General features: G+C 69.4%; 26 protein-coding genes and 1 tRNA gene. 3 read left to right on the forward strand and 24 right to left on the reverse strand.

Annotated features, from left to right (window positions below; genetic code table 11):
• The 10 genes from A7B20_RS05115 to A7B20_RS05165 form a co-directional block, all read right to left on the reverse strand.
• The coding region (locus tag A7B20_RS05115; RefSeq protein WP_157937602.1) for a DUF3618 domain-containing protein at positions 1-577 on the reverse strand (577 nt) is incomplete at its 3' end.
• Position 578: 1 nt separating this feature from the next.
• On the reverse strand, positions 579-965 hold the full coding sequence (locus A7B20_RS05120; protein WP_102107483.1) for a phage holin family protein: 387 nt from the start codon (positions 963-965) through the stop codon (positions 579-581).
• A 3-nt stretch (positions 966-968) separates the two neighbouring features.
• Positions 969-1532, reverse strand: a complete 564-nt coding sequence (locus A7B20_RS21185; RefSeq protein ID WP_157937603.1) for a hypothetical protein — start codon at positions 1530-1532, stop codon at positions 969-971.
• A gap of 522 nt (positions 1533-2054) precedes the next feature.
• Positions 2055-2267 carry a hypothetical protein gene (locus A7B20_RS05135; RefSeq protein ID WP_102107486.1) on the reverse strand — a complete coding sequence of 71 codons (213 nt, stop codon included), beginning with the start codon at positions 2265-2267 and terminating at the stop codon, positions 2055-2057.
• Between the two features lie 382 nt (positions 2268-2649).
• On the reverse strand, positions 2650-3003 hold the full coding sequence (locus tag A7B20_RS21545) for a MarR family winged helix-turn-helix transcriptional regulator (protein ID WP_342747219.1): 354 nt from the start codon (positions 3001-3003) through the stop codon (positions 2650-2652).
• Positions 3004-3333: 330 nt separating this feature from the next.
• A tRNA-Cys gene (locus A7B20_RS05145) sits at positions 3334-3407 on the reverse strand.
• A 79-nt stretch (positions 3408-3486) separates the two neighbouring features.
• Entirely contained in the window at positions 3487-4320 is an 834-nt protein-coding gene (locus A7B20_RS05150) for a universal stress protein (RefSeq protein ID WP_102107488.1), read from the reverse strand.
• 13 nt (positions 4321-4333) lie between these two features.
• Positions 4334-5866 carry a tripartite tricarboxylate transporter permease gene (locus tag A7B20_RS05155; RefSeq protein ID WP_102107489.1) on the reverse strand — a complete coding sequence of 511 codons (1533 nt, stop codon included), beginning with the start codon at positions 5864-5866 and terminating at the stop codon, positions 4334-4336.
• A 10-nt stretch (positions 5867-5876) separates the two neighbouring features.
• A complete protein-coding gene (locus A7B20_RS05160) occupies positions 5877-6368 on the reverse strand; it encodes a tripartite tricarboxylate transporter TctB family protein (RefSeq protein ID WP_102107490.1) in 492 nt (163 codons plus the stop codon).
• Between the two features lie 87 nt (positions 6369-6455).
• Positions 6456-7433, reverse strand: coding sequence for a tripartite tricarboxylate transporter substrate binding protein (locus A7B20_RS05165; RefSeq protein ID WP_102107491.1), 978 nt, complete (start codon positions 7431-7433; stop codon positions 6456-6458).
• 176 nt (positions 7434-7609) lie between these two features.
• On the opposite strand from A7B20_RS05165, the gene A7B20_RS05170 reads away from it, so the two are divergent.
• Positions 7610-9016: a helix-turn-helix domain-containing protein gene (locus tag A7B20_RS05170; protein WP_102107492.1), complete on the forward strand. Its 1407-nt coding sequence runs from the start codon at positions 7610-7612 to the stop codon at positions 9014-9016.
• A gap of 8 nt (positions 9017-9024) precedes the next feature.
• On the opposite strand, the gene A7B20_RS05175 is transcribed toward A7B20_RS05170, so the two are convergent.
• The 9 genes from A7B20_RS05175 to A7B20_RS05215 all read right to left on the reverse strand — a co-directional run bounded on the left by A7B20_RS05175 (position 9025) and on the right by A7B20_RS05215 (position 17415).
• Positions 9025-10116: a zinc-binding dehydrogenase gene (locus tag A7B20_RS05175; RefSeq protein WP_102107493.1), complete on the reverse strand. Its 1092-nt coding sequence runs from the start codon at positions 10114-10116 to the stop codon at positions 9025-9027.
• Positions 10117-10194: 78 nt separating this feature from the next.
• Positions 10195-11403 (reverse strand): TCR/Tet family MFS transporter, encoded by a 1209-nt coding sequence (locus tag A7B20_RS05180; RefSeq protein ID WP_102107494.1) that lies wholly within the window; start codon positions 11401-11403, stop codon positions 10195-10197.
• Between the two features lie 29 nt (positions 11404-11432).
• Positions 11433-12782: a lyase family protein gene (locus tag A7B20_RS05185; RefSeq protein ID WP_102107495.1), complete on the reverse strand. Its 1350-nt coding sequence runs from the start codon at positions 12780-12782 to the stop codon at positions 11433-11435.
• Positions 12779-13513 carry an alpha/beta fold hydrolase gene (locus A7B20_RS05190; RefSeq protein ID WP_102107496.1) on the reverse strand — a complete coding sequence of 245 codons (735 nt, stop codon included), beginning with the start codon at positions 13511-13513 and terminating at the stop codon, positions 12779-12781. The genes A7B20_RS05185 and A7B20_RS05190 overlap by 4 nt, the downstream gene beginning before the upstream one ends.
• A gap of 105 nt (positions 13514-13618) precedes the next feature.
• Positions 13619-14407 carry a 3-oxoadipate enol-lactonase gene (gene pcaD, locus A7B20_RS05195; protein ID WP_102107497.1) on the reverse strand — a complete coding sequence of 263 codons (789 nt, stop codon included), beginning with the start codon at positions 14405-14407 and terminating at the stop codon, positions 13619-13621.
• A 72-nt stretch (positions 14408-14479) separates the two neighbouring features.
• The gene (locus A7B20_RS05200; RefSeq protein WP_102107498.1) at positions 14480-14803 is read right to left on the reverse strand and encodes a hypothetical protein; all 324 of its coding nucleotides are present in this window, start codon (positions 14801-14803) and stop codon (positions 14480-14482) included.
• A gap of 136 nt (positions 14804-14939) precedes the next feature.
• Positions 14940-15908 carry a threonine ammonia-lyase gene (locus A7B20_RS05205; protein ID WP_102107499.1) on the reverse strand — a complete coding sequence of 323 codons (969 nt, stop codon included), beginning with the start codon at positions 15906-15908 and terminating at the stop codon, positions 14940-14942.
• Positions 15905-16735 carry an alpha/beta fold hydrolase gene (locus A7B20_RS05210; RefSeq protein ID WP_102107500.1) on the reverse strand — a complete coding sequence of 277 codons (831 nt, stop codon included), beginning with the start codon at positions 16733-16735 and terminating at the stop codon, positions 15905-15907. The genes A7B20_RS05205 and A7B20_RS05210 overlap by 4 nt, the downstream gene beginning before the upstream one ends.
• Positions 16735-17415, reverse strand: coding sequence for a haloacid dehalogenase type II (locus A7B20_RS05215; RefSeq protein ID WP_102107501.1), 681 nt, complete (start codon positions 17413-17415; stop codon positions 16735-16737). The genes A7B20_RS05210 and A7B20_RS05215 overlap by 1 nt, the downstream gene beginning before the upstream one ends.
• A gap of 237 nt (positions 17416-17652) precedes the next feature.
• On the opposite strand from A7B20_RS05215, the gene A7B20_RS05220 reads away from it, so the two are divergent.
• A complete protein-coding gene (locus A7B20_RS05220; RefSeq protein ID WP_102107502.1) occupies positions 17653-18090 on the forward strand; it encodes an FKBP-type peptidyl-prolyl cis-trans isomerase in 438 nt (145 codons plus the stop codon).
• A gap of 387 nt (positions 18091-18477) precedes the next feature.
• On the opposite strand, the gene A7B20_RS05225 is transcribed toward A7B20_RS05220, so the two are convergent.
• The 4 genes from A7B20_RS05225 to fabA all read right to left on the reverse strand — a co-directional run bounded on the left by A7B20_RS05225 (position 18478) and on the right by fabA (position 22140).
• Positions 18478-18894 (reverse strand): hypothetical protein, encoded by a 417-nt coding sequence (locus A7B20_RS05225; protein WP_102107503.1) that lies wholly within the window; start codon positions 18892-18894, stop codon positions 18478-18480.
• A 224-nt stretch (positions 18895-19118) separates the two neighbouring features.
• Positions 19119-19907, reverse strand: coding sequence for an enoyl-ACP reductase FabI (locus A7B20_RS05230; protein ID WP_102107504.1), 789 nt, complete (start codon positions 19905-19907; stop codon positions 19119-19121).
• Between the two features lie 15 nt (positions 19908-19922).
• A complete protein-coding gene (fabB, locus tag A7B20_RS05235) occupies positions 19923-21152 on the reverse strand; it encodes a beta-ketoacyl-ACP synthase I (protein ID WP_102107505.1) in 1230 nt (409 codons plus the stop codon).
• Between the two features lie 478 nt (positions 21153-21630).
• Positions 21631-22140, reverse strand: coding sequence for a bifunctional 3-hydroxydecanoyl-ACP dehydratase/trans-2-decenoyl-ACP isomerase (gene fabA / locus A7B20_RS05240; RefSeq protein WP_102107506.1), 510 nt, complete (start codon positions 22138-22140; stop codon positions 21631-21633).
• Between the two features lie 157 nt (positions 22141-22297).
• Here fabA and irr point away from each other — a divergent pair, with 157 nt between their 5' ends.
• A complete protein-coding gene (gene irr / locus A7B20_RS05245; RefSeq protein WP_102107586.1) occupies positions 22298-22714 on the forward strand; it encodes a Fur family transcriptional regulator Irr in 417 nt (138 codons plus the stop codon).
• A 169-nt stretch (positions 22715-22883) separates the two neighbouring features.
• Here the strand turns inward: irr and A7B20_RS05250 are convergent, their stop codons facing one another.
• Entirely contained in the window at positions 22884-23747 is an 864-nt protein-coding gene (locus A7B20_RS05250; protein WP_102107507.1) for a hypothetical protein, read from the reverse strand.
• Positions 23748-23802 lie beyond the last annotated feature (55 nt).

Here is a 23802-nt window from a genome sequence, read left to right on the forward strand (position 1 = left end):
GGTCGCGCGCGGGCCGGGCCCGCCGCGCGGCGGAGTCGCGCATGTGCGAAAGGCGCCCCTCGTCGCTGTCGTCGTCGGCAGCGAAATCGCGATCGGTCTCGTCCGGGTCGTCCAGCGCGTACATCCAGGCCGGATCCGTCAGGCGGCCCGAACCGCCGCCCGGAGCGCGGGAGGCGGCGCTGCCGTAGGTGTCGGTGCGACGCAGGGCGCCGCCGCCGTCGATGCCGCGGTCGCGGTCGCGGTCTCCGTACAGCGGGTCGCGGTCGTAGGACGCGGGCCGGCGGGCGCGATAAGCGGCGCGGTCGTGGTCGTCGTCGTCGTCGTGGTGCGACCGGCCGAACATCATCATCGCCAGCCCCGCGCCGACCAGGGTCAGGCCGACCGGATTGTGCTGCGCCGTGTGGCCGATCGAGCGGCTCAGGGCCTTGCCGTAGGTCTGCACGCCGTCGGCAAGCTCATGCATCAGGGCATCGGGCGAGATCCGCGACTGGATCTCGTCAATGGAACGGGACAGGTTCGAGCGCCGTCGTTCGAGGTCGCGTTCGATGTCTTCGGGTGTGCGGGTTTCACTGGGCATTTCAGGTTCCTTTCACAACGTCTGCGTCGCGTTTGATGTTCTCCACGGTGCGGCGTGGCGTCCGGGTGGCGCGGTTCAGGCCATGCATGCCGCGGGCCAGCAGGGCCCAGCCGATCAGGCCGAACGCCGCCCCCACCACGACGGCCGCCCAGCCCGGATCCAGCCCGAGTTCGGCCACCCCCGAAGTCAGCGCCGCGGCGAGCACGTTGAGCGCCGTCAGGAACAGCGCAGCCGCGGCCACGATCATGCCGATGGCCGCGACCGCGCCGCGGATCTGCTGGCCGACCTCGGCGCGCGCCAGATCCAGTTCCGCGCGGAACAGGTCCGTCGCCTGGTTGACGGTGTCGCTGAGGAGGGTGGCGGTCGATGTTCCGCGTTCGGGCTCCATGGCTCACACCTCTCCGGTATCCGACAGCGGAGTCCGGCCGAGGGGGCCGCCGCTGCCCGCCTCCGCGGTGCAGTGCGGCGCCGCGTCGGTGTGCATCCCGTCGTGCCGGTGGGTCGACTCCGGGTGCCGGGAGGACGCCCGCGCCATCCGGCTCGCCGCGAAGCCGAGCAGCGTCGCGCCGCCGAGGAAGGCCACGGGATTGCGGCGGCCGAAGCTGCTGACGCTGCGCACCAGCTCGTCCGGGTCCCGTCCGCTCATGGAATCCGCGAAGTCGGCGAGGGAGTCCGCCATCGTGGCGAAGACCTGCTCCTGGAGGGAGCCGCGGCGCATTTCCTGTGAGGCGGTCCGCAGCGCCTCTCCGACCGACGAGACTTCGTCGGCCACGCTGTCGCGGGCATCCTCGGCGCGGTCTTGCAGGTGGTCCCGCACGCCCTCGGCCAGGCCGTGCGCCTCGCGGCGGGCGTCGTGGCGGAGGTCCTTCAGGTCGTCGCGGGCGCTGCCGCGGGTCTCGGTCGAGGCACCCGCCGCGTCGGCGGGGCCGTGTCCGGGCATGTCGTTCGAGGTCATGTCTTTCGTCCTTGATCAGTTGAGGAAGCCGATGATCGCCAGGACGATCACCACGAGGCCGACAACGTAGATGATCGTGCGCATGGTCAGTCTCCGGGCCTGTTGCTTTCAGGTCCTCGAACCGGAGGTTTGCGTAAATGTTCCAGCCCGACGCGCCCACGGTTTCGTCCGGCTCTCATGCCTTGCGAAGGCATGCCGCGAGGGACGCAGGCGCGGGGAAGCAGGCATCGCGGCGCGCTCGATCCCTGAACCCGCTGCCGCGCCCGGTCGGTTCTCGGGGGCTGTTCCAGACGGTCTGACCCCACGTCATTTCCAGCGGTTCACCGCCGACAATGAACAGGGCCGCGAGGAGGAGCCCGCGCGGCCTTTTCAAGGGATACCGAAGAAAGCTGACGCCGGGAGCTTCAGGCCATGCGATCCCCGGCCGCCTTGGAGAGCGGCGGAAGCGTGGAAAGACCCGGGGGGATGAGGTGGAGGCACTGTTGATGACATCCGTGTCACCGCCTCATGTCACTGGTGACCCTAGAGCTTGGCCGGATTGGGGATCAAAGCGCGGCGGTCGAGGCAGACCCAGCGGCCCCCGTGGACAAGGACCAGACGGCCATTCTGGTGGGCACAGACGGCAGCCGCCTCCGAGGCATCGTCGTAACGCGCGATCTGCTCGACGTAGGAGTAGGCGATGGTGACTGCGGTGGAGACCACGAGGGAGACGAGGATGGTGGTGTGGAGGCGCATGCAGCGGGTTCCTTTCAGAGGGTGCGGGGGTCGCGTGTAAGGACCGCAATGACAGCACCGCACCCTCCTCGTCCACGCGGGTCTGAAGCGCCCGTTCGATGGCCGCGAGGCCGAAGTGGGAGTGCATGATGACGCGAGCTTCAATGTGGCCGTAGGCCATTTCCTGCCACCGATTTCAGGCCACTTCGAAGCCAACTGAGGGGAAAAACCCCTAGTTTGCTCGGGCGCAGCCGTAGCTCAACTCACTATGCCACCGATGGCGGCGCTTTCCCAGGTTCCCGCGGACGGCGAGGATCGCGCGGCGGGCGATGCGGATGGAGGTGGTCCGTTCGTTCTGCGTGATTTTCCGTAAGTGGACGTTATGGGTAAAAATACTTGGTCCCTAGCGGAGGTCGTCTAAAATGTTGGCGACGAGGGAATGACCCTTCTGGGTCAGTTGCAGGAGCTTGGCCCTGCGGTCCTCGGGGTCGTCCACCCACTCGATCAGACTCATTCCGGGCTTCCCGAGGCGGTGAAGCTTGGAGAGCAGCGCGATGTTCCGCGATGCCGATGAAGAGGGCAAGTCGAGAGCGGCCCGGAGGTCACGCTGCGTTCGACCCTCGTTGAGTGCGATCCAGGAGAAGATCTGGACTTGCTGTACGGTCGTTTCCGGCCAGATGGCGAGGAAGCGTCCCATCAGGCTCATCATCACCCGGAACTGTCTTCTATCCTCGTCATTCGCCCAATTTTTTACCATTACAGCTTCCCTTTAAATTGGTCCCGACAGGCTCCTCGTTGAGTCCAGAAGGAACACGACCATTCCGCTGCCTGCGTGGCTAGATAGTGCCAAAGCTGTCACGGCAGCAAGGTATGCCGAGAGAAGTCCCACCAATTCCGTTTCGGGCAACTGAGGGAAATGGCGGCGGTGAGTCGCGGCTCTGTTGACGGGCAATGCCCAAAAGCGGTGACCTGCACTTAAGGGGTTTGTCCGGGTGGGGATCCCTCCGCGCACGAAAACGAAAAGCTTCAAGGTCGAAAGGCCAACGGGCTTCGGGGCAGCCTATTATTTCACTAAGTGGTAATGCTCTGGAGGCGGGTACCGGAATCGAACCGGTCTACACGGATTTGCAATCCGCTGCGTAACCTCTCCGCCAACCCGCCGCTGCCGCGTGTCTTAGGGTTTTCGCCTCGGCTGCGCAAGGGGGATCGGGGGCGGTTTCCCGCTCCGGGGGCGCAGGGGTCAGTGACTCATCAGCACCGGCAGGCGGGCGCGCAGCGCGATGTCGTGGGTGACGCCGCCGATCAGTCCCTCGCGCAGGGGCGAATGCTCGTAGGCGCCCATCACCAGCAGCCCGGCGCCCACCGCCCCGCAATGCTCCACCAGCGTGTCGGCGATCGAGCGGCGGTCGCGGGGCAGTTCGGTCACCGTCACATCGATGTCGTGACGGTCGAGCACCTGGGCCACGTCGACCCCCGGCAGCGAGTTCTGGAACGGCGCGCGCCCGACCGAGACGATCTCGACCGACTTTCCGGTCTCGAGGATCTGCATCGCGTCCGCCAGCGCCCTCGCCGCCGCGCGCCCGCCGTCCCAGGCGACCACGGCGCGGCCGCCGAAGATGTCGCGGGCATGGTCGGGCGGGAAGATCAGCACCGGGCGGCCGCTGTCGAAGGCGACGCGGTCGGGGTAGATCTCGGTATGGCTCTGGCCGTATTCGCTGTTCCTGTCGTGCATGCCGACCACGGTCACGTCGAACAGGCGGGCGTAGGCCGCGACCGTGCGCTGCACCGGGCCGCCGCTGTCGATGTAGTGCCGCTGCGCCTTCGGCACCGGCGCGCAGATCTGCTCGAACCGGCTGCGCACCTCGCTGTGCGAGCGGGTGTCGGCCTCGAGGATCGCCTCCTGCACCGACTTCGGCATCCAGGGCTTCACATGGTGCGACAGGGACGAGCCGCCGTGGGCGAAGAGCCCGGTCAGATGCGCGTCGTAGTGCCGCTGGAGGCTGACCGCCCCGGCGAGCGCGGCGTCCGAGCCGCGCTGGCCGTTGATCGCGACGAGGATGTTCTTCAGCGCCATGGACCCGTCCTCCTCATTCCGCCGGTTCGTCGGCGAAGCCGGTGCTCCTGCCCGTGGCGGGGCGGCGCGCGTGCTTCAGGAGGGGCAGCAGGAAGAAGATCGCGCTGACGGCGAGGAAGCTGGCGGAGAGCGGCCGCTCGACGAAGGCCAGCACGTTGCCCTGTTCGGCGATCAGCGTCTGGCGGAAGCTCTTCTCCATCAGGGGTCCGAGGACCAGGGCGAGGACCAGCGGCGCCATGGGATAGTCGGCCTTCCGCAACAGGTAGCCGCCGACGCCGAAGACGACGATCAGCCAGACGTCGTGCATCTTCTGGCTGGGCGCGTAGCCGCCGACGATGCAGAGCACCAGCACCACCGCGCAGAGCACGGTGAACGGCATCCGGAGCGCCCAGACGAAGACCGGGATCAGCGCCAGGTTCACGACCACCGCGGCGACGTTGGCGGTGTAGAGCGACGAGATCAGGCCCCAGACGAAATCCTTCTGCTCGATGAACAGCATCGGCCCCGGCACCAGCCCCCACATCACCATGCCGCCGAGCAGCAGCGCGGTGGTGGGCGAGCCGGGGATGCCCAGCGTCAGCATCGGCAGGAGCGAGCCGGTGGAGGCGGCGTTGTTCGCGGTCTCGGGCGCGGCGACGCCCTCGATGTTGCCCTTGCCGAAGGTCTCGGGTTTCTTCGACGTCACCTTGGCGAGGCCGTATGCCATCAGCGCGGCGGGGGTGGCGCCGGCGGCCGGCAGCATGCCCACGAAGAAGCCGATGAGCGAGCCGAAGGACATGGTCTTCCAGAGCCTGTTCATCTCCTTCAGCCCCGCGCCGAGCTCCTTGAAGGTCAGCTTTGCGGGGGTGACGGCGGGGGCGGATTTCGAGGTCTCGATCGTGTGCAGCACCTCGCCGATGCCGTAGACGCCGATGGCGAGCACGAGGAAGGAGATGCCGGAATAGAAGCCGGGCTGGTCGAAGAAGATCAGCCGAGGCTGGCCCGAGATCAGGTCGAGCCCCACGGTCGACAGCGCAAGTCCGAGGCAGATCATCACGATGGTCTTCAGCACGTCGTCGCCGCCGAGGCCGACGAAGGTGGTGAAGGCCAGCAGCACCAGCGCGAACTCCTCGGCCGGGCCAAAGGCCAGCGCGAGGTCGGCGAGGGGGGCGGCGAAGAGGGTGAACAGGATCACCGAGATCGTGCCGCCGACGAAGGAGGCGGTGGCGGCGGCGATCAGCGCCAGCCCCGCCTTGCCCTGCTGCGCCATGGGCCGGCCGTCGAAGGTCGTTGCGACGGCGGTGGAGGCGCCGGGGATGCCGAGCAGGATCGAGCTGATCGCCCCCCCGTACATCGCCCCGTAATAGATCGCGGCCAGCAGGATGATCGCCGAGGACGGCGGCACGATGAAGGTCAGCGGCAGCACGATGGCCACCCCGTTGACCGAGCCGAGGCCGGGCATGGCGCCGATGAACAGCCCCGCCGTCACGCCGATCAGCACGATCAGCAGGTTCAGCGGCGTGAGCGACGTTGCGAAGCCGTCGGCGAGGGAGGTGAGCAGGTCCATGGGGGCGGCCTCAGAAGAACATCGCGTAGAGCGGGATGAAGAACGGCTCGGTCAGGCCCTTCGGCAGCAGGATCTGCAGGGCGACCTCGAAGAAGAAGAACAGAGCCACGGGGGAGGCGATGGCCATGATGCCGGTCAGAAGCCAGCCGTGGCCGCCGAAGATGCGCAGGTACCAGACCAGGAACAGCGGCAGCGCGACATAGGCGCCGAGCCAGGGGATCAGGGCGACCGTGACGATCAGCGCGATGACCACCTGCACGACCGATTGCAGCGTCTCAGGGTCGAAGAAGTTGCCGGAATACTGCGAGCGGCCGCGCAGGGAGCGCAGCAGGATCCCGCCCGCGGCCAGGAACATCCCCGCCGAGAGCCAGAACGGGAAGGCGCCGCCGCCGGGGCCCCCCGTCCGCCCGTTCCAGCCGATGGGCAGAACGGTGGCGTGCCACATGAAATAGGCCGACAGCACCATCAGGGCTGCCGCGATCAGTCGGTCTGCGGTGATCATCGTCTTTGGTCCGGATGCGGAGAGGGGCAGGGGAGGGAGCGGGGCAGGGCTGCCCCGCTCGCCGGGCTCAGGCCGTGCGGGAGAGGATCACGAGCCTTCGCCCATCGACTTCAGCAGCGCGGCGTGCTTGTCGCGCTCCTTCAGGAAATAGGCCTGGAGTTCGTCGCCGGTCATGTAGTCGGCGTCGAGCGAGTTCTCCTGGGTGTACTTCTGCCATTCCTCGGACTGGTTCAGCTTGTCGAACATCTCGGTGTAATAGGCGACCGCCTCGGGCGACATGCCGCCGGGCGCCACGAAGGAGCGCTGCATGGTATATTCCAGCGGGTGGCCAAGCTCGGTCATCGTCGGGGTGTCGGGGAAGGCCTCGATCCGCTCGGCGGTCAGGGTGGCGATGGGGCGCAGCTTGTCCGCCTTGTAGAAGCCGATCGCCTCGGAGGGGTTGTTGACGCTCGAGTCGATGTGGCCGCCGACCAGCGCCTTGGCCACGTCGCCGCCGCCGTCGAAGGGCACGTAGGTCATCTTGATGCCGAACTCCTGCTCCAGCATCGCCGTCACCAGGCTGTCCTCCTGGCCGGTGCCGGTGCCGCCCATCTTCCAGCTGTCGCCCGCGGCCTGCACCGCCGCCACGTAGTCGTCGAGCGTCTGGATCTCGCTGTCGGCGTTCACCCAAAGCACGAAGGTGTCGAGCGCCATGCGGGCGAGCGGCGTGAACTCCTCGATGTCGACGCCGATGTCGGTGCGAAGCGGCGTGGTGTAGTAGCTGTTCAGCGTCGCCATGATGACGTGGTCGTCGCCCTGCTTGTCCTTCAGATAGCGCAGCGCCTCGGCGCCCGAGCCGCCGCCCTTGTTGACGGGCAGGACCGGCATCTTCGACAGGTTCTCCTTCTGGATGATCGACTGGAACAGCCGCGCCAGCCGGTCGGCGCCGCCGCCGGTGCCGGCCATGATGACCATCTCCACGGGCTTCTGCGGCGACCAGTCCGCGGCGGTCGCGGGGGCGGCCGCGGCAAGGGCGGCGACGGCCGCGACAGACAGACGGAACCGGCGGATGAAGCTGTAATCCATGTAATGTCCTCCCTCAGACGTTTGCGCTGACCCGGGACGCTGCTGGCGGAAGCCGTTGTGCCTCGGGTCACTTTCAATATGGATGACCTAAGCAAAAGGAAAGAAAGTTGCACGATAAACCGGGTCCACATGTTAATTCTTGCGCACACAGATCGCGATAGTGTAAACTTGTAAACATGAAGAAGACCCTCGTCGGCTCCCAGCTGCGCCAGCTCCGGCGCGCCCGCAACCACACCCAGGCCGAGATGGCGCAGCAGCTGGGGGTGAGCCCGGCCTATGTGAACCTGCTGGAGAACAACCAGCGCAGTCTGTCGGTGAAGATGCTGCTGGCCCTGACCGAGGCCTATGGCGTCGACTGGCGCAAGCTCGTCAACAGCAACGAGGGCGTGCGGCTGGCCGACCTGCGCGGCGCGGTGCGCGACCCGGCCTTCGCGGGGCTGGAGCCCGACCTCCAAGAACTGCGCGCCGCCCTCGACCACGCGCCGCGGCTGGTCGAGCTGTTCCTGCACCTTTACCAGAATCACCGCAAGCTGCTCGACAACATGCTGCGGCTCTCCGCCAGCGGCCTGGTGTCCGAGATGATCGTGGCCTCGCCCGAGACGATGATCCACGACTTCTTCCGCGACCACTCGAACCATTTCGAGGCGCTGGAAGCCGCCGCCGACGCCGCCCGCGCCGCCATCGGCGGGGCGCCCGACGACCTTTACGGCAACCTCAAGCGCCACCTGCGCGAGGCCCACGGCATCGACGTCGCCGTGCGGGATCCAAGCGACATGACGGGAACCCTGCGCCTGTTTCAGGCGGAGAAGGGGCAGGTCCTGCTCTCGGCCGCGCTGGACCAGGTGAATCGCAACTTCCAGCTGGCCCATGTGCTGGCGCTGGCGGGGTGCGGCGAGCTGCTGGACGACCTGACCAACGACGCCGGGATCTCATCCGACGCCGGGCGCGCGCGCTGCCGGGTGGAGCTGGCGAACTACTTCTCCGCCGCGCTGCTGATGCCCTACGACGCGATGCTGGAGCTGGCCGAGGCCACCGCCTATGACATCGACCGCATCGCCGCGACCTTCGGCGTCTCGTTCGAGCAGGCGTGCCAGCGCCTGACCACGCTGCAACGGCAGGGGGCGCAGGGGGTGCCGTTCTTCTTCCTCAGGATCGACCGGGCGGGCAACGTCACCAAGCGGTTCAACGCCACCGCCTTCACCCTAGCCGAGCAGGGCGGCGCCTGCCCGGTCTGGAACATCCACAGCGCCTTCGCCGCGCCCGGCGTGATCGTGCCGCAGTTCGTCGAATTGCCGGATGCGGGGCAGTATTTCACCATCAGCCGCACCACCGACCGCCCCGTGGTCAGCCGGGTGAGCCAGGACCGCCGCCTTGTCGTGACGCTCGGCTGCGAGCGGGCGCATGTGCGGCGCATCGGCTATGCCGCCGCCTTCAACCCCGAGGACGAGGCGAACGTGGCGCGGATCGGCATCAACTGCCACGTCTGCACCCGCCAGGCCTGCGCGCAGCGCGCCCACGAGCCGCTGCATGCCGACCTTCCGGTGGACACCAACCGCCGCGGCTCCACCCGCTACGAAAGCTGAGGGCGCGCTCAGGCCTCGCCGAAGACGATGACGTTGCGCCGCGCGCCGCCGGTCTTGGTGTCGGCGATGGCCTCGTTGATCTGGTCGAGCCGCCAGCGCCCTGAGATCAGTTCGTCGAGCTTCAGGCGGCCCTGCCGGTAGAGGTCCACCATCCACGGGATGTCGCGCTGGATCACCACGTCGCCCATCTTCGAGCCGACCATGCCCTGTCCCGTCGCCGCCAGCATCACCGGCTCGTAGCTCGCCATCGCGCCGGAATGGGGCATCCCGACCATCACCACCTTGCCGCCCCGGGCCAGGTAGCGCGGCGCGGCCTCGTAGGCGGGCACGGCGCCCACCGTCACGATCACCGCGTCGGCGCCCCGGCCCATGGCGCCGATCGCCGCGTCCCAGGGCCGCTCGGCGGTCGCCAGCACGCCGTCGGTGGCACCGAACTCCTTCGCCATGGCAAGCTTCGTCTCGCTCATGTCCACCGCCACGATCCGCCGCGCCCCGGCGATCCGTGCGCCCTGGATCGCGTTCAGCCCGACGCCGCCGCAGCCGATCACCACCACGTCCTGCCCGGGGCGCAGACCGGCGGCGTTCACCACCGCGCCGACGCCGGTGATGACCCCGCAGGCCAGGAGCGACGCGGCCTCCATCGGCATGTCGGCGGGCAGCAGCGCGATCTGGCTCTGGTCCACCACCACCTTCTCGGCGAAGGCGCCGCTCGCCATAGCCTGGTGCAGCTTGCCGCCGTCCGCCGTCTTCAGCGGCCCGAGGTCGCCGTCGTAGGGCGTGGAGCAGGCCACCGGCGCGCCCGAGGCGCAGGAGGGGCAGGTGCCGCAGGCGCGGATCAGCGTGACCACTACCGGATCGCCCACCTTGCAGCCCTGCACGTTCGGCCCGATGGCCGAGATCCGCCCCGCCGCCTCGTGCCCGTAGACCGCGGGCAGGGAGCCGCCCCAGCCGCCGTCGATATAGGTGATGTCGGAGTGGCAGATGGCGCAGGCGGCCAGCGTCACCTCCACCTCGCGGCCTTCGGGGGCGCGCAGCTCGACCTCGTCGATGGTGAGGGGCTGGCCGAATTCGTGGCAGACGGCGGCTTTGATCCTGGGCATGTCGGTCTCCGGTTTTGCGGCGAGCCTGCGGCGGGGCGGACGCGCCTGCAAGCCGGAAAACGACGTCGTCCGGGCGACTTACGCCGGGGCAGGGGCGCGGCGGGTCAGGTAGACCGCGCCGCAGGCCACCATCAGCGCCATCGAGACGAGGAAGGGCGCGCCGGGCAGGTGGACGGGGGCATCGGCGGCGGTGAAGGCGCTGAAGACGCGGGTCATCAGCAGCGGCGAGACGATCATCGCCAGCGCCGCGGTGGAGGACAGGACGCCCTGCAGCTCCCCCTGCGAGTCGTCGGGTGCGGTCCGCGACATGATCCCCTGGAGCGCGGGCGTGACGACGGCGCCGAGCGCGGTCAGCGGCGTCAGGATCAGCGCCACCGTGCCATCGGTGACGAGCGCCAGGGCGAGGAAGGCGCAGAAGTTGAAGCAGAGGCCATAGATCACCGTCCCGCGGTCGCCGAGCCGCTTCAGGATGACGCCGATCAGCGCCCCCTGCACCAGCGCGATGGAGATGCCGAAGGAGGCGAGCGAGATCCCGATCATCCCCGGCGCCCAGCCGAACCGTGCCTCTGTGTAATAGGCCCAGACGGACGGGTAGACGAAGAAGGCGACCTGGTAGAGGAAGAACATGGCGATCAGTCGCCCCACGCCCGGCAGCGCGCCGATGTGGCGGAAGGCGCCGAAGGGATTGGCGCGCGCCCAGGAGAAGGCGCGGCGCGTGCGGTCGGTCACGGTCTCGGGCAGGATGAACATTCCGAAGACGAGGTTCAGCGTGGCGAGCGCGGCGGCGGCGTAGAAGGGTGCCCGCGTCCCCATCTCGCCCAGCACACCGCCAAGGAGGGGGCCGAGGACGAAGCCCACCCCGAAGGCCGCGCCGATCAGGCCGAAGCGGGCGGCGCGCTTCTCCTTCTCGGTGATGTCGGCCACGAAGGCCGAGGCGGTGGACTGCGTCGCCGCCGTGATCCCGCCGAGGATCCGCCCCGCGAGGAGCAGCCAGATCGAGCCCGCCAGCGCCATCACGAGATAGTCGAGCGCCATCACGGCGAGCGAGACCAGCAGCACCGGGCGGCGGCCGAACCGGTCCGACAGGCTGCCGACGGTGGGGCCGAAGAGGAACTGCATCACCGCGAAGGCGAAGGACAGGATCCCGCCCCAGACCGCCGCCTGGGCCAGCGAGCCGCCGTTCACCTCCTCGATCAGCGCCGGCATCACCGGCAGGATCAGCCCGATCCCCATGGCGTCGATCACCACGGTGATCAGGATGAAGACGAGGGGCAGGCGCGAGGGCATCCAAGGCTCCGGCTGGTGGCCGGCGAACGCTAAACCGGTGGGTTCACTTTGGCCAGTGCCCTTGCGGCGCGGGCGAACTGCCGCGCCTCCCCGGGAGCGGTGCCGAGCTGGGCCGAAGGCGTGCAGAGGGCGCGCCAGTCCTGCCCCGGGTGGTCGCGGTGCATCAGGTCGGGCAGGGCGGCGCCGGTCTGCTGCGCCTCGCGGCAGAGCGCCTTCAGCACCGCCTGTGCCTCGGGGCGGGGCATCCGGCGGGCGAGCGCGAAGGACAGGGCCTCGGCCCAGATGAGGCCGGTTCCGTCGTCGATCTGCCGGGCCATCGCCTCGGGCTCCGGGGCGGTCGTCTGCGCGATGTCGAGGGCCAGCGCCGTAGCGCGGCCCATGGCCATCAGCATCGGCGGCAGGCTCAGCCACTCGGTGAACCAGGCGGCGCCATCGCGCTGCTGGCCGTGGACCTGCGCGCCCTGCATCGCCGTGTTCAGCGCCGCCGCGTGGTGTGCGAGCGCCACCAGCAGTTCGGGGCCGACCGGGTTCTGCTTCTGCGGCATGGTCGAGGAGCCGCCGGTGGTGCCGAGGCGCACCTCGCCCCGCCCGCTCTGCGCCATCAGCGACAGGTCGCGGCCCATCTTGCCGAGGCTGCCGGTGACGGCGGCGATCCAGCCCGAAAGCTCGCCCATGGTGTCGCGGGTCGAATGCCAGCTTCCTCCCGGATCGTCGAGCCCGAGGCCCCGCGCGAGATCCGCCCTGAGTCCCGCCGGATCGGGCCCGAGCGCCGAGGCGGTGCCGGCCGCGCCCGAGAGCGAGACGCAGAGCAGGCGGGGCCGCAGCGCGTGCAGCCGGTCGAGGTGGCGCAGAAGCGGCTGTCCCCAGGACGCGACGACGGCCCCGAAGCTCGTCGGGCTCGCGATCTGGCCATAGGTGCGCCCGGCCATCGGGGTTTCGGCATGGGCATCGGCAAGGGCGGCGAGGGCGTGCAGCGTGTCGGTGAGGCGCGACTCCCACAGCAGCAGCATCTGGCGCAGGCGCAGCACCAGGGCGGTGTCCATGATGTCCTGGCTTGTCGCGCCCCAGTGGACGAACTGCGCGTGCTCGGGCGCCTCCATCGCCTTGCGGAAGGCGGCGACGAGGGCCGGGACGGGCACGCCGCTGGTCCCGGTCTCGGCGGACAGCCCGCCGGGATCGACCTGAAGCTCCAGGCTGGCGCGCTGGATCGCCTTCGCCGCCGTCTCGGGGATCACGCCGCGGGCACCCTGCACCTTGGCGAGCGTCCCCTCCACCAGCAGCATCGCGCGCACCGCGGCGGTGTCGGACATCAGCCGCTGGGTGGCGGCGTCGTGCAGCAGGTCGCGGAAGATCGCGCTGTCGAAAGGGGTGGCCGTCATGCGTCCGCGTCGCCTTCGGTGGCGATGTCGTGCAGCAGGTCGGCCAGCGCCTCGGGGTCCGCGAAGAAGGGCGAATGGCCGGTTTCGAGCCGGTGCACCGTGCCCGGCCGCCAGCCCTCCGTCATGTCGCGCTGCGCAGCGGCCGGAATGGCACGGTCCTTGCCGCAGAGGATATAGACCCGCGGCACGCCGTTGCCGCCCTCGGTCAGAGCGACGGGGGTGGTCGAGGGCGCGATCGGCTGTGGGCGCAGGCGTTCCTTGGCGAAGGCCACGGTTTCGGGCGGGCAGTCGTGGTAGAACAGCGCCTCGACCTCGTGATCGGCGAAGAAGGTGGTCAGCCCGTCGGCGCTGAACCGCGTCGCGTCCATCAGCATCTTGCAGCCCGCCGCCTGCCGCATGTCCCGCGCCGTCTGCCCGTTCACCGGCACCCAGGCGCAGAGGTAGATCAGCTTCGCGATCCTGTCCGCGGCCACTTCGGAGGCCTGGGTGATCGCGACGCCGCCGAGCGAATGGCCGAGCAGGTGCACGGGGCCGTCGAAGCCGTCGAGCGCCGCGGCGATGGCATCGACATAGCCCTGCAGCGTCACTTCGGCCGCCGGGGTCGGATCGTCGCCGCTGCCCGGCATGTCGATGGCGCGCGCGTCGTGGCCCATTTCCTCGAGCAGCGGCAGCACGTCGCGCCAGCACCAGGCGCCGTGGCCGGAACCGTGGATCAGCAGGAAATTCGCCATGTGCTCGCTCGCTTTCCGAAGGGTGCGCCTGTTGCGGGTTCGGGATGCCTCCGGCGGGAGTATTTCAGCAAAGAAGAAGGCGGGGGGACGGGAGAGAGGCGCGCGTCAGGCATGGCCGATGTCGCGCATGAAGCCGGTGAGGGCGGCCGCGAAGGCTTCGGGCTGCTCGACGCAGGGCAGGTGGCCCGCGCCGCGGATCAGCTGGAATCGGCTCCCCTTCACCAGCTCCGCCGTCTCGCGCACGAGGTCGGGCGGGGTGGAGCCGTCCTCCGAGCCCGCGATGGCGAGGGTCGGCAGGGTGAGGGTGGCGGTCGTCGCCATGAAGTCCGTGCCCGAGATCGCGGCCGAGCAGCCCGCGTAGCCGTCGGCGGGCTGGCGCACCAGCATGTTGCGCCAGAGGTGCAGCTCGGGCGTGGCGCGAAAGGATTTCGAGAACCATCGCTCCATCACCGCGTCGGCGAGGCTTTCGATGCCGCCCGTCTCGACGCCCCGGATGCGTTCGGCCCAGATCTCGGGCGTGCCGATCTTCGCGGCGGTGTTCGACAGCACCATGGCGCGCACCTGGTCGAGCCGTTTCACGGCGAGGCCCTGCGCGATCATGCCGCCGATGGAGAGGCCGACGAACAGGCAGTCGCGGATCCCGAGGTGGTCGATCAGCCGCTCGGCGTCCGAGATCAGTGTGCCCATGTGATAGGGCGCGGGCGGCGCATCGGTCAGGCCGTGGCCGCGCTTGTCGTAGCGGACAAGGCGCAGGCCCTTCGGCAGGTGCGGCAGCACCGCATCCCAGAGACGCAGGTCGGTGCCGAGGGAGTTGGCGAAGACGACCGGGGCGCCTGCCGGATCGCCCTCGTCCGTGTAGTGGACGTGGATGTCGTGCAGCTGGGCGACGGGCATGGCGGGCTCCTTGCAGGCTCGGAACCGACTGTGGCGCGATCCCTCCCGGCTTGGCAAGGGCGGGAAGGGTCGTCAGGCGGCGAGGATCAGGGTGCCGAGCAGGATGCAGGCGCCGCCCAGCATCTCGCGCGGGCCGAACTGGTCGCCGAGGAGGCAGGCGGCGGCGAGGACGGCGAGCGTCTCGAGGCCGAGGATCGTGACGTAGGTCACGCCGAGCGCCAGTCTGCGCATCGCCGCGATCTCGGCCATCACGGCCGTGCCGAGGCAGAACGCGACCAGTGCGAGGAGGGCGGGGGCCGGGCTGTGTGCGCTCGCCTTCATCGCCAGCGTGGCCCCCGCATAGCCGAGGGCGGAGATCAGGACCAGCGGCGCGGGGCGGAACAGCAGATCGGTCATCGAAGTCTCCGGGATCGGCGCGGCGGTCAGGCTGCGCCCTGAACCCAGTGTCGCCCTGGGCCGGTCAGCCGGTAAGTCCGGAAAACCTGACCCAGGGTCAAGGCGCCCGACCTGAGCTGCCAGTCTTCGAGTGCCTTCAGACCATTTCGAGCGCCCGCGCGAACATCGCCGGATCGACGTTGCCACCCGAGGCGACGGCGATGACATCGTCGCCGTCTTGCGGACTGCCGTGGAACAGCGCCGCGGCAAGGGCGATGGCGCCGCCCGGTTCCAGCACCAGCTTCAGATGCGTGAAGGCCAGCGCCATGGCGCGCAGGCAGTCCTCGTCGGGCACGACGATGCCGGGACCGCAGAGGCGCTTCAGGATCGGGAAGGTCAGGTCTCCCGGGCGCGGCGTCACGATCGCGTCGCAGATGCTGCCCGAGAGGCGGTCGTTCGAGAGGATCTCGCCGGCGGCGAGGGAGCGGGTCACGTCATCGAAGCCCACCGGCTCCACCGGGCGGACGCTGAGGTCGGGCGCCTCGGCGGCGAGCGCCAGCGCGATGCCCGAGGTCAACCCGCCGCCGCCGCAGCAGACCAGCACGTCGGCCGCGCCGATCCCGGATTCGGCGGCCTGCGCCGCGATCTCGAGTCCGGTGGTGCCCTGGCCTGCGATCACCTCGGGGTCGTCGAAGGGCTTGACCAGGGTCAGCCCGCGTTCGGCCGCGAGGCGGGCGCCGATGGCATCGCGGTCCTCGGTGGCGCGGTCATAGGGGACGACCTCGGCCCCGAGGGCGCGGGTGCCGTCGATCTTCGCCTTCGGGGCGTCGGCGGGCATGACGATGACGGCCGGTGCGCCCATGGCGCGGGCGGCGCGGGCGACGCCCTGGGCGTGGTTGCCGGAGGAATAGGCGATGATCCCGGCGCTCCGCTGCGCGTCGCTCAGGGCCGAGACCGCGGCCCAGCCGCCGCGGGCCTTGAAGCTGCCGGTGTGCTGGAGGCATTCCGCCTTGACCCAGACGCGGCGCCCCGCGATGGCGTCGAGCGCGGGGGAGGACAGCAGCGGCGTGCGGCGGATGTGGCCTTCGGCACGGGCGGCGGCGGCACGGATCTTCTCTATGTTCACAGGAGTTCGGTCCAGCGTTGGAGGGCGTCGAGCGCCTCGGGTTCGTCGAGGAAGGGAATGTGGCCGCGCCCCGGCACCTCGGCGAAGATCATGTCGGGGCGGCGGGCGCGCATCTTCGCGGCCGTATCCGTTGTCAGCAGGTCGGAGTTGGCGCCGCGGACCAGGGCGAGGGGCAGGCCCGCCATGGCGTCGAAGAGTGGCCAGAGGTCCGGCGCGGGCTGGTCGCCGGAGGCCTGGAAGGCGTCGCGCAGGGCGGGGTCGTAGTTGATCGTCAGACCGTCGGGCGTGGCGACATAGTGCTTCTTCGCCTCCTCTTCCCAGCGGCCTGCGGGCACGTCCCGGAACCCGGCCATGCGTTCGGACATCAGCTTCGCCGCCTCGGCATGGGTCTTCGCGGCGGGGTTGCGGCCGATGTAGCCGCCGATCACGGCAAGGCCCTCGGGCGCGATCTCGGGGCCGATGTCGTTCAGCGCGACGCCGAGGAGGCGGGGCCGGTGCGAATACGCCAGCATCATGGCGAGCAGGCCGCCGCGGGATGTGCCGAGGATCGCGGTCTTCTCCAGTCCGAGGTGGTCGAGAATCTCGATCGTGTCGCAGGCCTCCTGGGTCAGGGTATAGGACTTCGGATCCGCCCAGTCCGACTGCCCTCGTCCGCGGTAGTCGAGACGGATCAGGCGGTTGGCCGACAGATGGGGCGCGACGTGGTCGAAATCGGTGCCGTTGCGGGTGAGGCCGGCGAGGCAGAGGATGGGCGTGCCGGTGCCCCCGGACATGCCGGTGTCGGTATAGTGGAGCGTGAGGCCGTCGGAGGTCTGGAAGCGGGGCATCAGGCGGCGAGCTCCGGGATGTCCTTCAGGTCCTTCAGGATTCGGTGCGGACGGCCGGGCAGGCGGTCGACGGGTTCTCCCGCGCGGTTCACCCAGGCGGTGGTGAAGCCGTAGGCGGCGGCCGAAGCGGCGTCCCAGCCGTTGGAGGAGACGAACAGCACCTCGGACTTCGCGCAGCCGAAGCGCTGCCCGACCATGTTGTAGACCCGCGCGTCGGGCTTGAAGATCCTGACGGTTTCCACGCTGAGGCTGTCCTCGATCAGGTCGTCGAGGCCCGCGGAGTCGACGGCGGCCTTCAGCATCTCGGGCGAGCCGTTGGACAGGATGGCGCAGGTCTTTCCCCTGTCCTTCAGCGCCTTCAGAATCAAGGGCACCTCGGGAAACGCCTCGAGCTCCCAGTAAAGGGCGAGAAGGCGGTCGCGCAGCGCGGGATCGGTGAGCCCGGCCGCCTCCAGCGCCCAGTCGAGCCCGTCCTGCGTCACCTTCCAGAAGTCGCAGTGATCGCCGGTGATGGCGCGCAGCCAGCTGTATTCCAGCTGTTTCCGGCGCCAGTCGCGGGCGAGGGTCTGCCAGTGGTCGGCCAGCTGGCTGTGCCCGGGCTCGGACGCGGCGCGGCGGGCGGCGGCGCTGACGTCGAAGAGGGTGCCGTAGGCGTCGAAGATGCAGGTGGTGATGGGCATGGGGCCTTCCCGTGTGCGGTTCGCCCGCACGGTGCCACAGCGGGCGGGCGGGGGAAAGGCGGTGCGCGCGCTGTCGGCCCGACATGTGGCTGCAGGGCCGGATTGGCCGCATTTCTGCGGATTCTCACGATTTCCGGGGGTGGGGTTTACATCCGCGACTCGATTTGAAACCTTGCGTCCCGACTTTGGCGGGCCGAGGCGCGGCCCGTCGTCGATGCGAATTGAAAAGGAGATACCATGGCACAGGCCAAGGCAGGCGACACGATCAAGATGCATTACACCGGTTCGCTGGAGGACGGTTCGGTCTTCGATTCCAGCAAGGACCGCGCGCCGCTCGAGTTCGAACTGGGCTCGGGCCAGATCATCCCCGGCCTCGACGCCGCCGTGCAGGGCATGGCCGAGGGCGAGGAGAAGACGGTGACGATCCCCGCGGGCGAAGCCTATGGCGACCATCACCCCGAGCGGGTTCAGGCGGTGCCGAAGGCGCAGTTCCCCGACCACATCCCGACCGAGGTCGGCACGCAGCTGCAGGTGCAGACGCCCGACGGCCAGGCGATCCCGGTCGTGGTGGCGGACGTCACCGAGGACGCGGTGATGCTGGACGCGAACCACCCGCTGGCCGGCAAGGATCTGACCTTCGCGGTCGAGATCGTCGGGATTTCCCGGGCCGCCTGAGGCGGGCATCGGCGGCGGACACCGTCCGCCCCCCGTCCCACGAACATTTGCGCCGGGTCCGCCCCGGCGTCCGGACCCGCAAGGCGCGAGCGCGCCCTGCGGGTCTTTCTTCGGGATCCTTCCCCGCAGGGCCGGGTGTCCTGTCTGCCGCTGCGGGCCGCGGGCCCGCCTTTCTGAAGAAAAGCGGTGACGAAAATCTTCAGATTTTCGCTTTCCCCGCACGATCGCACGGGGCCGGGAGCCGCTTTTCTCAAGAAAAGCGGCGCGGACTTCTCGAGAAGTCCGCATGCCCGCCGGTCGCATGAAGGCGTGGCATCCGCCGCCTTCATGCGATCCGGTCCACCGCGATCCCCAGTCCGGCGCAACGCGCAGCGACGTAATCCGGGGTCAGAAGCAGCCGGAGTGGTCCTCTCCGAATCCGTGGAGGTAGATGACCGAGGGCGTGTTGCCGTTGCCGCAGACGAAGACTCCGACCCCGAACGGCCGGCCGCTGCGGGCCATGGCGGCGAGGCTGCCTCGGTCGTTGCCGCCCGCCGCGACCATCTGCGGGATGCGCGCGCGTGTGGCCTGGTCGGCGAAGACCGGATCGCCTTCGTCTTGGGGGTGGCGCAGGCCGAAGCGGTGGAAGTTGGCCCGGTCCTGCTGGATCACGCCGCCGAGCGAGGTCACGGGCTGGCCGCGCGAATTGCGCATGTCCTCGGGGCCGATCCAGGCGATGTAATAGGCCTGCTGGTTCCACTGCTGCGCCGGCAGGGGAGCCGGGAGCGTGCCAAGGGCGAGGGCGAGAATGACATTCCGAAACATGAAACTCTCCGAAATCGGTCGGGTGAAGATGTCTTGTCGTAAAATGGGGCGCGCAGTGGAGGAGGCCGCGCCGGAAGCGGGACCGGGCGCGCCGCGCGGACATTCGTGCCGCGCTGCGCTTCCGGACCTGACGCAAGGGTAGGTCGCGCCGCGGGGAACGGGCAAGCGGAATCGAGAGACGTTTGCGCGCAGCGCCCGTCGCGGAGAGACCGCGCGCGGGCGCCTCAGATGTGCTCGGGCTGGGGCATGCCGAGGACATGGTAGCCGCCGTCGACGCGGATGATCTCTCCGGTCGTGCAGCGGCCCGCGTCGGAGGCGAGGTAGACGGCGGTGCCGCCCACGGCCTCGAGCGTGGCGTTGGCGCGCAGCGGCGCGTTCGCCTCGGTCTGGCGGAAGGTGCGGCGGGCGCCGCCGATCGCGGCCCCGGCCAGCGTCTTCATCGGACCGGGCGAGATGGCGTTGACGCGGATGCCCTGCGGCCCGAGGTCGTTCGCGAGGTAGCGGACGGCCGATTCCAGCGCGGCCTTGGCGACGCCCATGACGTTGTAGAACGGGGTGACGCGGTTCGACCCCTGGTAGGTCAGGGTGATGAGCGTGCCGCCCTCCGGCATGATCTGCGAGGCGCGCTTCGCCACGTCGATGAAGCTGTAGCAGCTGATCGCGAGGGAGTGGGAGAAGTTCTTGCGCGTGGTGTTGATGAACCGGCCCGTGAGTTCGTTCTTGTCGGAATAGGCGATGGCGTGGACCAGGAAGTCGATGCTGCCCCATTCCGTCGTCAGCCGCTCGAAGGCCGCGTCCATCGAGGCGTCGTCGGTCACGTCGACATCCAGCAGGAACGAGCTGCCGACGCTGGCGGCCAGCGGTTCGACCCGCTTGCCGAAGGCTTCGCCTTGGTAGGAGAAGGCCAGTTCCGCCCCTTCGGCGGCCATGGCGGAGGCGATGCCCCAGGCGATGGAATGGGAGTTCGCGACCCCCATGATCAGCCCGCGCTTGCCCTTCATCAGATCGCCCATGTGCCTCGGTCCTTCCTACTCGTTATACTTCGACAGCAGCATCGAGCCGTTCGTGCCGCCGAAGCCGAAGCTGTTGGTCATCACCGTGTCGAGCCCGGCGTCGTCCATCCGTTCGGTGGCGATCTCGTCGGGGTCGAGGGCGGGGTCCAGGGTTTCGACGTTGATCGAGGGGGCGATGAAATCGTGTTCCAGCATCAGGAGGCAGAAGATCGCCTCGAGCGCGCCGGCCGCGCCCTGCGCGTGGCCGGTCATCGACTTGGTGGACGAGACGGGGGGCGTCGTGCCCTCGCCGAAGACGCGGCGCACGGCCTGGATCTCGCCCACGTCGCCGACGGGAGTCGAGGTGCCGTGGGCGTTGATGTAGCCGACCTTCCGGCCCTCGGGCAGCGACTGGAGGGCGAGCCGCATCGCCCGCTCGCCGCCCTCGCCGGAGGGGGCCACCATGTCGTGACCGTCGGAGGTGGCGGCGTATCCCGTGACCTCGGCATAGATCTTCGCGCCGCGGGCCTTCGCGTGCTCCAGCTCCTCCAGCACGACGATGCCGCCGCCGCCCGAGATCACGAAGCCGTCGCGCCCGGCGTCGAAGGCGCGGGAGGCCTTCGCGGGCGTGTCGTTGTACTTCGACGACATCGCGCCCATGGCGTCGAACAGGCAGGAGAGGGTCCAGTCCAGTTCCTCGGCCCCGCCCGCGAACATCACGTCCTGCTTGCCCATCATGATCTGCTCGGCCGCGTTGCCGATGCAGTGGAGCGAGGTCGAGCAGGCGGAGGTGATGGAATAGTTGATGCCCTTGATCTTGAACGCGGTCGAGAGGTTGGCCGAGATCGTCGAGGACATGCACTTCGGCACCGCGAAGGGGCCGATCCGCTTCGTGGCATCGGTGTTCAGCACCGACTGGTGCGCGGCGAACATGGCCGAGGTCGAGGGGCCGCCCGAGCCCGCGACGAGGCCGGTCCTGGGGTTCACGATGTGCTCGTCGCCCAGCCGCGCGTCCTCGATCGCCTGGCGCATCGCGATGTAGGCGTAGGCGGCGCCGGGGCCCATGAAACGCAGCGCGCGCTTCTCGACGTGGTCGGCGACGTCGATCTTCAGCGTCCCCGCGACGCGCGAGCGGAAGCCGTGCTCGGCCATTTCGGGCGAGGCCTCGATTCCCGAACTGCCCGCCCGGAGCGAGGCCAGCACCTCTTCGGCGCTGTTCCCGATGGACGAGACGATTCCCAGTCCTGTGACGACGACGCGGCGCATGGAGAGTGTTCCCGTTGCTGGACTTCGGCCCTGTTTAAAGGCCAAGCGCGCGCCGACGCAACCCGTTAGCGCGCCGTCGGCCCGGCGTCGCGGCAGGCGGGCCGACCGGGTGTTGCGGCGGCGCTCCGCCCCGGGGGGGGCGCGACGGCATCGTGGGACGGGCGCCGCCGGGCGGCATCGGGCGCGGCGTGCGGGGCGACGCCATGGGGGCGGCCCGGGCCGTTCGTCGCCGCTGCGGTGGGGATCTCCTGCGGTAGGCCCGGATCGCCCGCGCCGATCCGTTCGACGCTGCGCATCTGGCGATCGGTCAAGGGCCCTTCCCGATGCCGGTCCGACGTGCTTTCGTGCGGCGGAGCCGTGCGGCGCTTGACCCTGTCCCTTGCGCTCCCCGCGAGGCGTGCGCTCCGGAGAGGACGCACTTGCGGAGCTGAGGGTCGTCACAGGGCAGGGACGAGGCGCGTTACCGCTGCGCCGACCGTCAGCTTTCGCTGAGCGCGACCTTCATGTCCCTGACCTGGTAGATCACCTCGCCGTCGGCCTCGACCGTGCCGTCGGCGACGCCCATGGTCAGCCGCCGGCTCTGCACCGCCTTGGTGAAGTCGACCTTGTAGGTCAGACGCTTGCGGTCGGGCCGCACCATGCCTGTCAGCTTGACCTCGCCGACGCCGAGCGCATAGCCGCGCCCCTGCCATCCCCGCCAGCCGAGGTTGAAGCCGGTGAGCTGCCAGAGCCCGTCGAGCCCGAGGCAGCCGGGCATGATCGGGTTGCCGGGGAAGTGGCACTCGAAGAACCAGAGGTCGGGGGTGATGTCGAACTCCGCCAGCACGTGGCCCTTGCCGTGGGCGCCGCCATCGGCGCTGATGTCGGTGATGCGGTCCATCATCAGCATCGGCGGCAGCGGCAGCTGGGCGTTGCCGGGCCCGAAGAGTTCGCCCCTCGCGCAGGCCAGCAGCGCCTCCCTGTCGAAGGTGGTCGGATAATCGGCCATGATCTGCCCCCCAGGATCGCGTCGTTGCGGTGGTGCCCTCTAGCATCGCGCCCGGCGGTCCTGCAAGCCCGGGGTCCGCGCGGACTTCCCCGAATTCCAATTGAAACCCGGGGGCCTGCGGGCCTATATGGAGGGCATGGACGACACCGCGCCCGAGATGACCGAGAATGCCCTGGCCCGCGGGGCCGGATGGCTGGCCCGCGCCGACCTGCGCCCGACCCGCCAGCGCGTGTCGCTGGCCGCGCTGCTGGTCGGCGACGGGGAGAACCGCCACGTGACCGCCGAAAGCCTGCATGCCGCCTCCCGCGCCGCCGGAGAGGCCGTGTCGCTGGCGACGGTCTACAACACGCTGCGCGCCTTCTGCGAGGCGGGCCTGATGCAGGAAGTCACTGTCGACGGCACGAAGTCCTACTTCGACACCCGCATGGACGACCATCCGCACTTCTACTGGGAGGACACGGGCGTGCTGACCGACGCGCCCGCCGACCAGCTCGAGATCGTTGGAATGCCGGATGCGCCGGAAGGAACGGAGATTTCCCGCGTCGACGTGGTGATCCGGGTGCGGCGGGTGTGAAGCCCGGGTAGGATGGGTGATATCACCCATCCTGCGACGCTACCTTCGCTCCGCAGACTCACCCTGATCATCCCGAGACCCGGCCGCCGGGCGTTCCGCCCGTGTTCTGTTCCCGGCGTCCGGGACGTTTCGGTAGGATGGGTGATATCACCCATCCTGCGTTCGCCGGTCAGAACCACTGGCCCGGCTCCATCAGCCCGAGGTCCATCAGCTGCTGGCTGTTCCAGCGGAACGGCACGGAGTTGCGCCACTTGAAGGTCGCGATGTGGTCGCGGCTCCCGGGATTGGTGCGCAGGGCCTTCGCCGTGCGGAACGAACAGACGGCGGCGGTCAGGTTGTTGTGCCAGGGGCAGGCGTAGGTGTTGTATTCCGGATCGTTGAAGGTGTGGTCGGGGCGCAGCTCCAGTCCGGGCTTGGCGCGGAACAGGCCGATCCGGTCGATCCTGCGCTTGCGCCAGGGCACGTGCTCCTCGAACCGCCAGCGCAGGCCGCCGAAGAAGTCGAGTTGACGCTCCATCGGGGCCCAGTTCCGCGCCGGATCCTTGCGGGCCTGCGCATAGTAGCCCGACTTGTCGAGCCAGGCGTCCTTCAGCCCCACGGCGTCGGGGTGGGCGGCGAGATCACCGGCGTAGAGGTCGATCACGTAGGTCAGCATCGCGTCCCGGCGTTCCTCGGTGTGGAAGGCCAGCATCTCGGCGACCGAGCGGGTCTCGGCGAAGGGGTGGAACAGGTACTCGGCGTTGAAGAGGTAGGCCATCCACAGCCCCGGGCCCCTGGCGATCACCGCGTTCACCGCCCGCTCCATCGCGCCGAGGGCGCGGGTGTCGTGGTCGACCCGGATCAGCGGCGCGTCGCCGGCGGCGAGGGTCAGCTCGGGAGGCGCGAAGAGCACGGTGGTGGCGAACCCCGCGGCGCGGTGGTGGGCGAGGGTGCTTTCCACCTCGACCAGGTCCTCGGCCAGCAGGATCAGCACCGGGCCCTTGCCGAGGTCGGGCCTGGCGGTCATGAAGGCCTCGAGCGAGGGAAGGTGCATCGGGCGGGATCCGGAAGCTGCTTGCCCGAGGGTTTGCCCGATCCTGCGGGGATTG

Origin of the sequence: Oceaniglobus roseus, from assembly GCF_002869745.1 — a bacterium.
GTDB classification, from domain to species: domain Bacteria; phylum Pseudomonadota; class Alphaproteobacteria; order Rhodobacterales; family Rhodobacteraceae; genus Oceaniglobus; species Oceaniglobus roseus.

Excerpts from the sequence above, each read along its gene's own strand:
- A7B20_RS05120 (WP_102107483.1), bottom strand. The coding sequence starts at position 965 with ATGGAGCCCGAACGCGGAACATCGACCGCCACCCTCCTCAGCGACACC.
- A7B20_RS21185 (WP_157937603.1), bottom strand. The coding sequence starts at position 1,532 with ATGACCTCGAACGACATGCCCGGACACGGCCCCGCCGACGCGGCGGGT.
- A7B20_RS05135 (WP_102107486.1), bottom strand. The coding sequence starts at position 2,267 with ATGCGCCTCCACACCACCATCCTCGTCTCCCTCGTGGTCTCCACCGCA.
- A7B20_RS21545 (WP_342747219.1), bottom strand. The coding sequence starts at position 3,003 with ATGGTAAAAAATTGGGCGAATGACGAGGATAGAAGACAGTTCCGGGTG.
- A7B20_RS05150 (WP_102107488.1), bottom strand. The coding sequence starts at position 4,320 with ATGGCGCTGAAGAACATCCTCGTCGCGATCAACGGCCAGCGCGGCTCG.
- A7B20_RS05155 (WP_102107489.1), bottom strand. The coding sequence starts at position 5,866 with ATGGACCTGCTCACCTCCCTCGCCGACGGCTTCGCAACGTCGCTCACG.
- A7B20_RS05160 (WP_102107490.1), bottom strand. The coding sequence starts at position 6,368 with ATGATCACCGCAGACCGACTGATCGCGGCAGCCCTGATGGTGCTGTCG.
- A7B20_RS05165 (WP_102107491.1), bottom strand. The coding sequence starts at position 7,433 with ATGGATTACAGCTTCATCCGCCGGTTCCGTCTGTCTGTCGCGGCCGTC.
- A7B20_RS05170 (WP_102107492.1), top strand. The coding sequence starts at position 7,610 with ATGAAGAAGACCCTCGTCGGCTCCCAGCTGCGCCAGCTCCGGCGCGCC.
- A7B20_RS05175 (WP_102107493.1), bottom strand. The coding sequence starts at position 10,116 with ATGCCCAGGATCAAAGCCGCCGTCTGCCACGAATTCGGCCAGCCCCTC.
- A7B20_RS05180 (WP_102107494.1), bottom strand. The coding sequence starts at position 11,403 with ATGCCCTCGCGCCTGCCCCTCGTCTTCATCCTGATCACCGTGGTGATC.
- A7B20_RS05185 (WP_102107495.1), bottom strand. The coding sequence starts at position 12,782 with ATGACGGCCACCCCTTTCGACAGCGCGATCTTCCGCGACCTGCTGCAC.
- A7B20_RS05190 (WP_102107496.1), bottom strand. The coding sequence starts at position 13,513 with ATGGCGAATTTCCTGCTGATCCACGGTTCCGGCCACGGCGCCTGGTGC.
- pcaD (WP_102107497.1), bottom strand. The coding sequence starts at position 14,407 with ATGCCCGTCGCCCAGCTGCACGACATCCACGTCCACTACACGGACGAG.
- A7B20_RS05200 (WP_102107498.1), bottom strand. The coding sequence starts at position 14,803 with ATGACCGATCTGCTGTTCCGCCCCGCGCCGCTGGTCCTGATCTCCGCC.
- A7B20_RS05210 (WP_102107500.1), bottom strand. The coding sequence starts at position 16,735 with ATGCCCCGCTTCCAGACCTCCGACGGCCTCACGCTCCACTATACCGAC.
- A7B20_RS05215 (WP_102107501.1), bottom strand. The coding sequence starts at position 17,415 with ATGCCCATCACCACCTGCATCTTCGACGCCTACGGCACCCTCTTCGAC.
- A7B20_RS05220 (WP_102107502.1), top strand. The coding sequence starts at position 17,653 with ATGGCACAGGCCAAGGCAGGCGACACGATCAAGATGCATTACACCGGT.
- A7B20_RS05225 (WP_102107503.1), bottom strand. The coding sequence starts at position 18,894 with ATGTTTCGGAATGTCATTCTCGCCCTCGCCCTTGGCACGCTCCCGGCT.
- A7B20_RS05230 (WP_102107504.1), bottom strand. The coding sequence starts at position 19,907 with ATGGGCGATCTGATGAAGGGCAAGCGCGGGCTGATCATGGGGGTCGCG.
- fabB (WP_102107505.1), bottom strand. The coding sequence starts at position 21,152 with ATGCGCCGCGTCGTCGTCACAGGACTGGGAATCGTCTCGTCCATCGGG.
- fabA (WP_102107506.1), bottom strand. The coding sequence starts at position 22,140 with ATGGCCGATTATCCGACCACCTTCGACAGGGAGGCGCTGCTGGCCTGC.
- irr (WP_102107586.1), top strand. The coding sequence starts at position 22,298 with ATGACCGAGAATGCCCTGGCCCGCGGGGCCGGATGGCTGGCCCGCGCC.
- A7B20_RS05250 (WP_102107507.1), bottom strand. The coding sequence starts at position 23,747 with ATGCACCTTCCCTCGCTCGAGGCCTTCATGACCGCCAGGCCCGACCTC.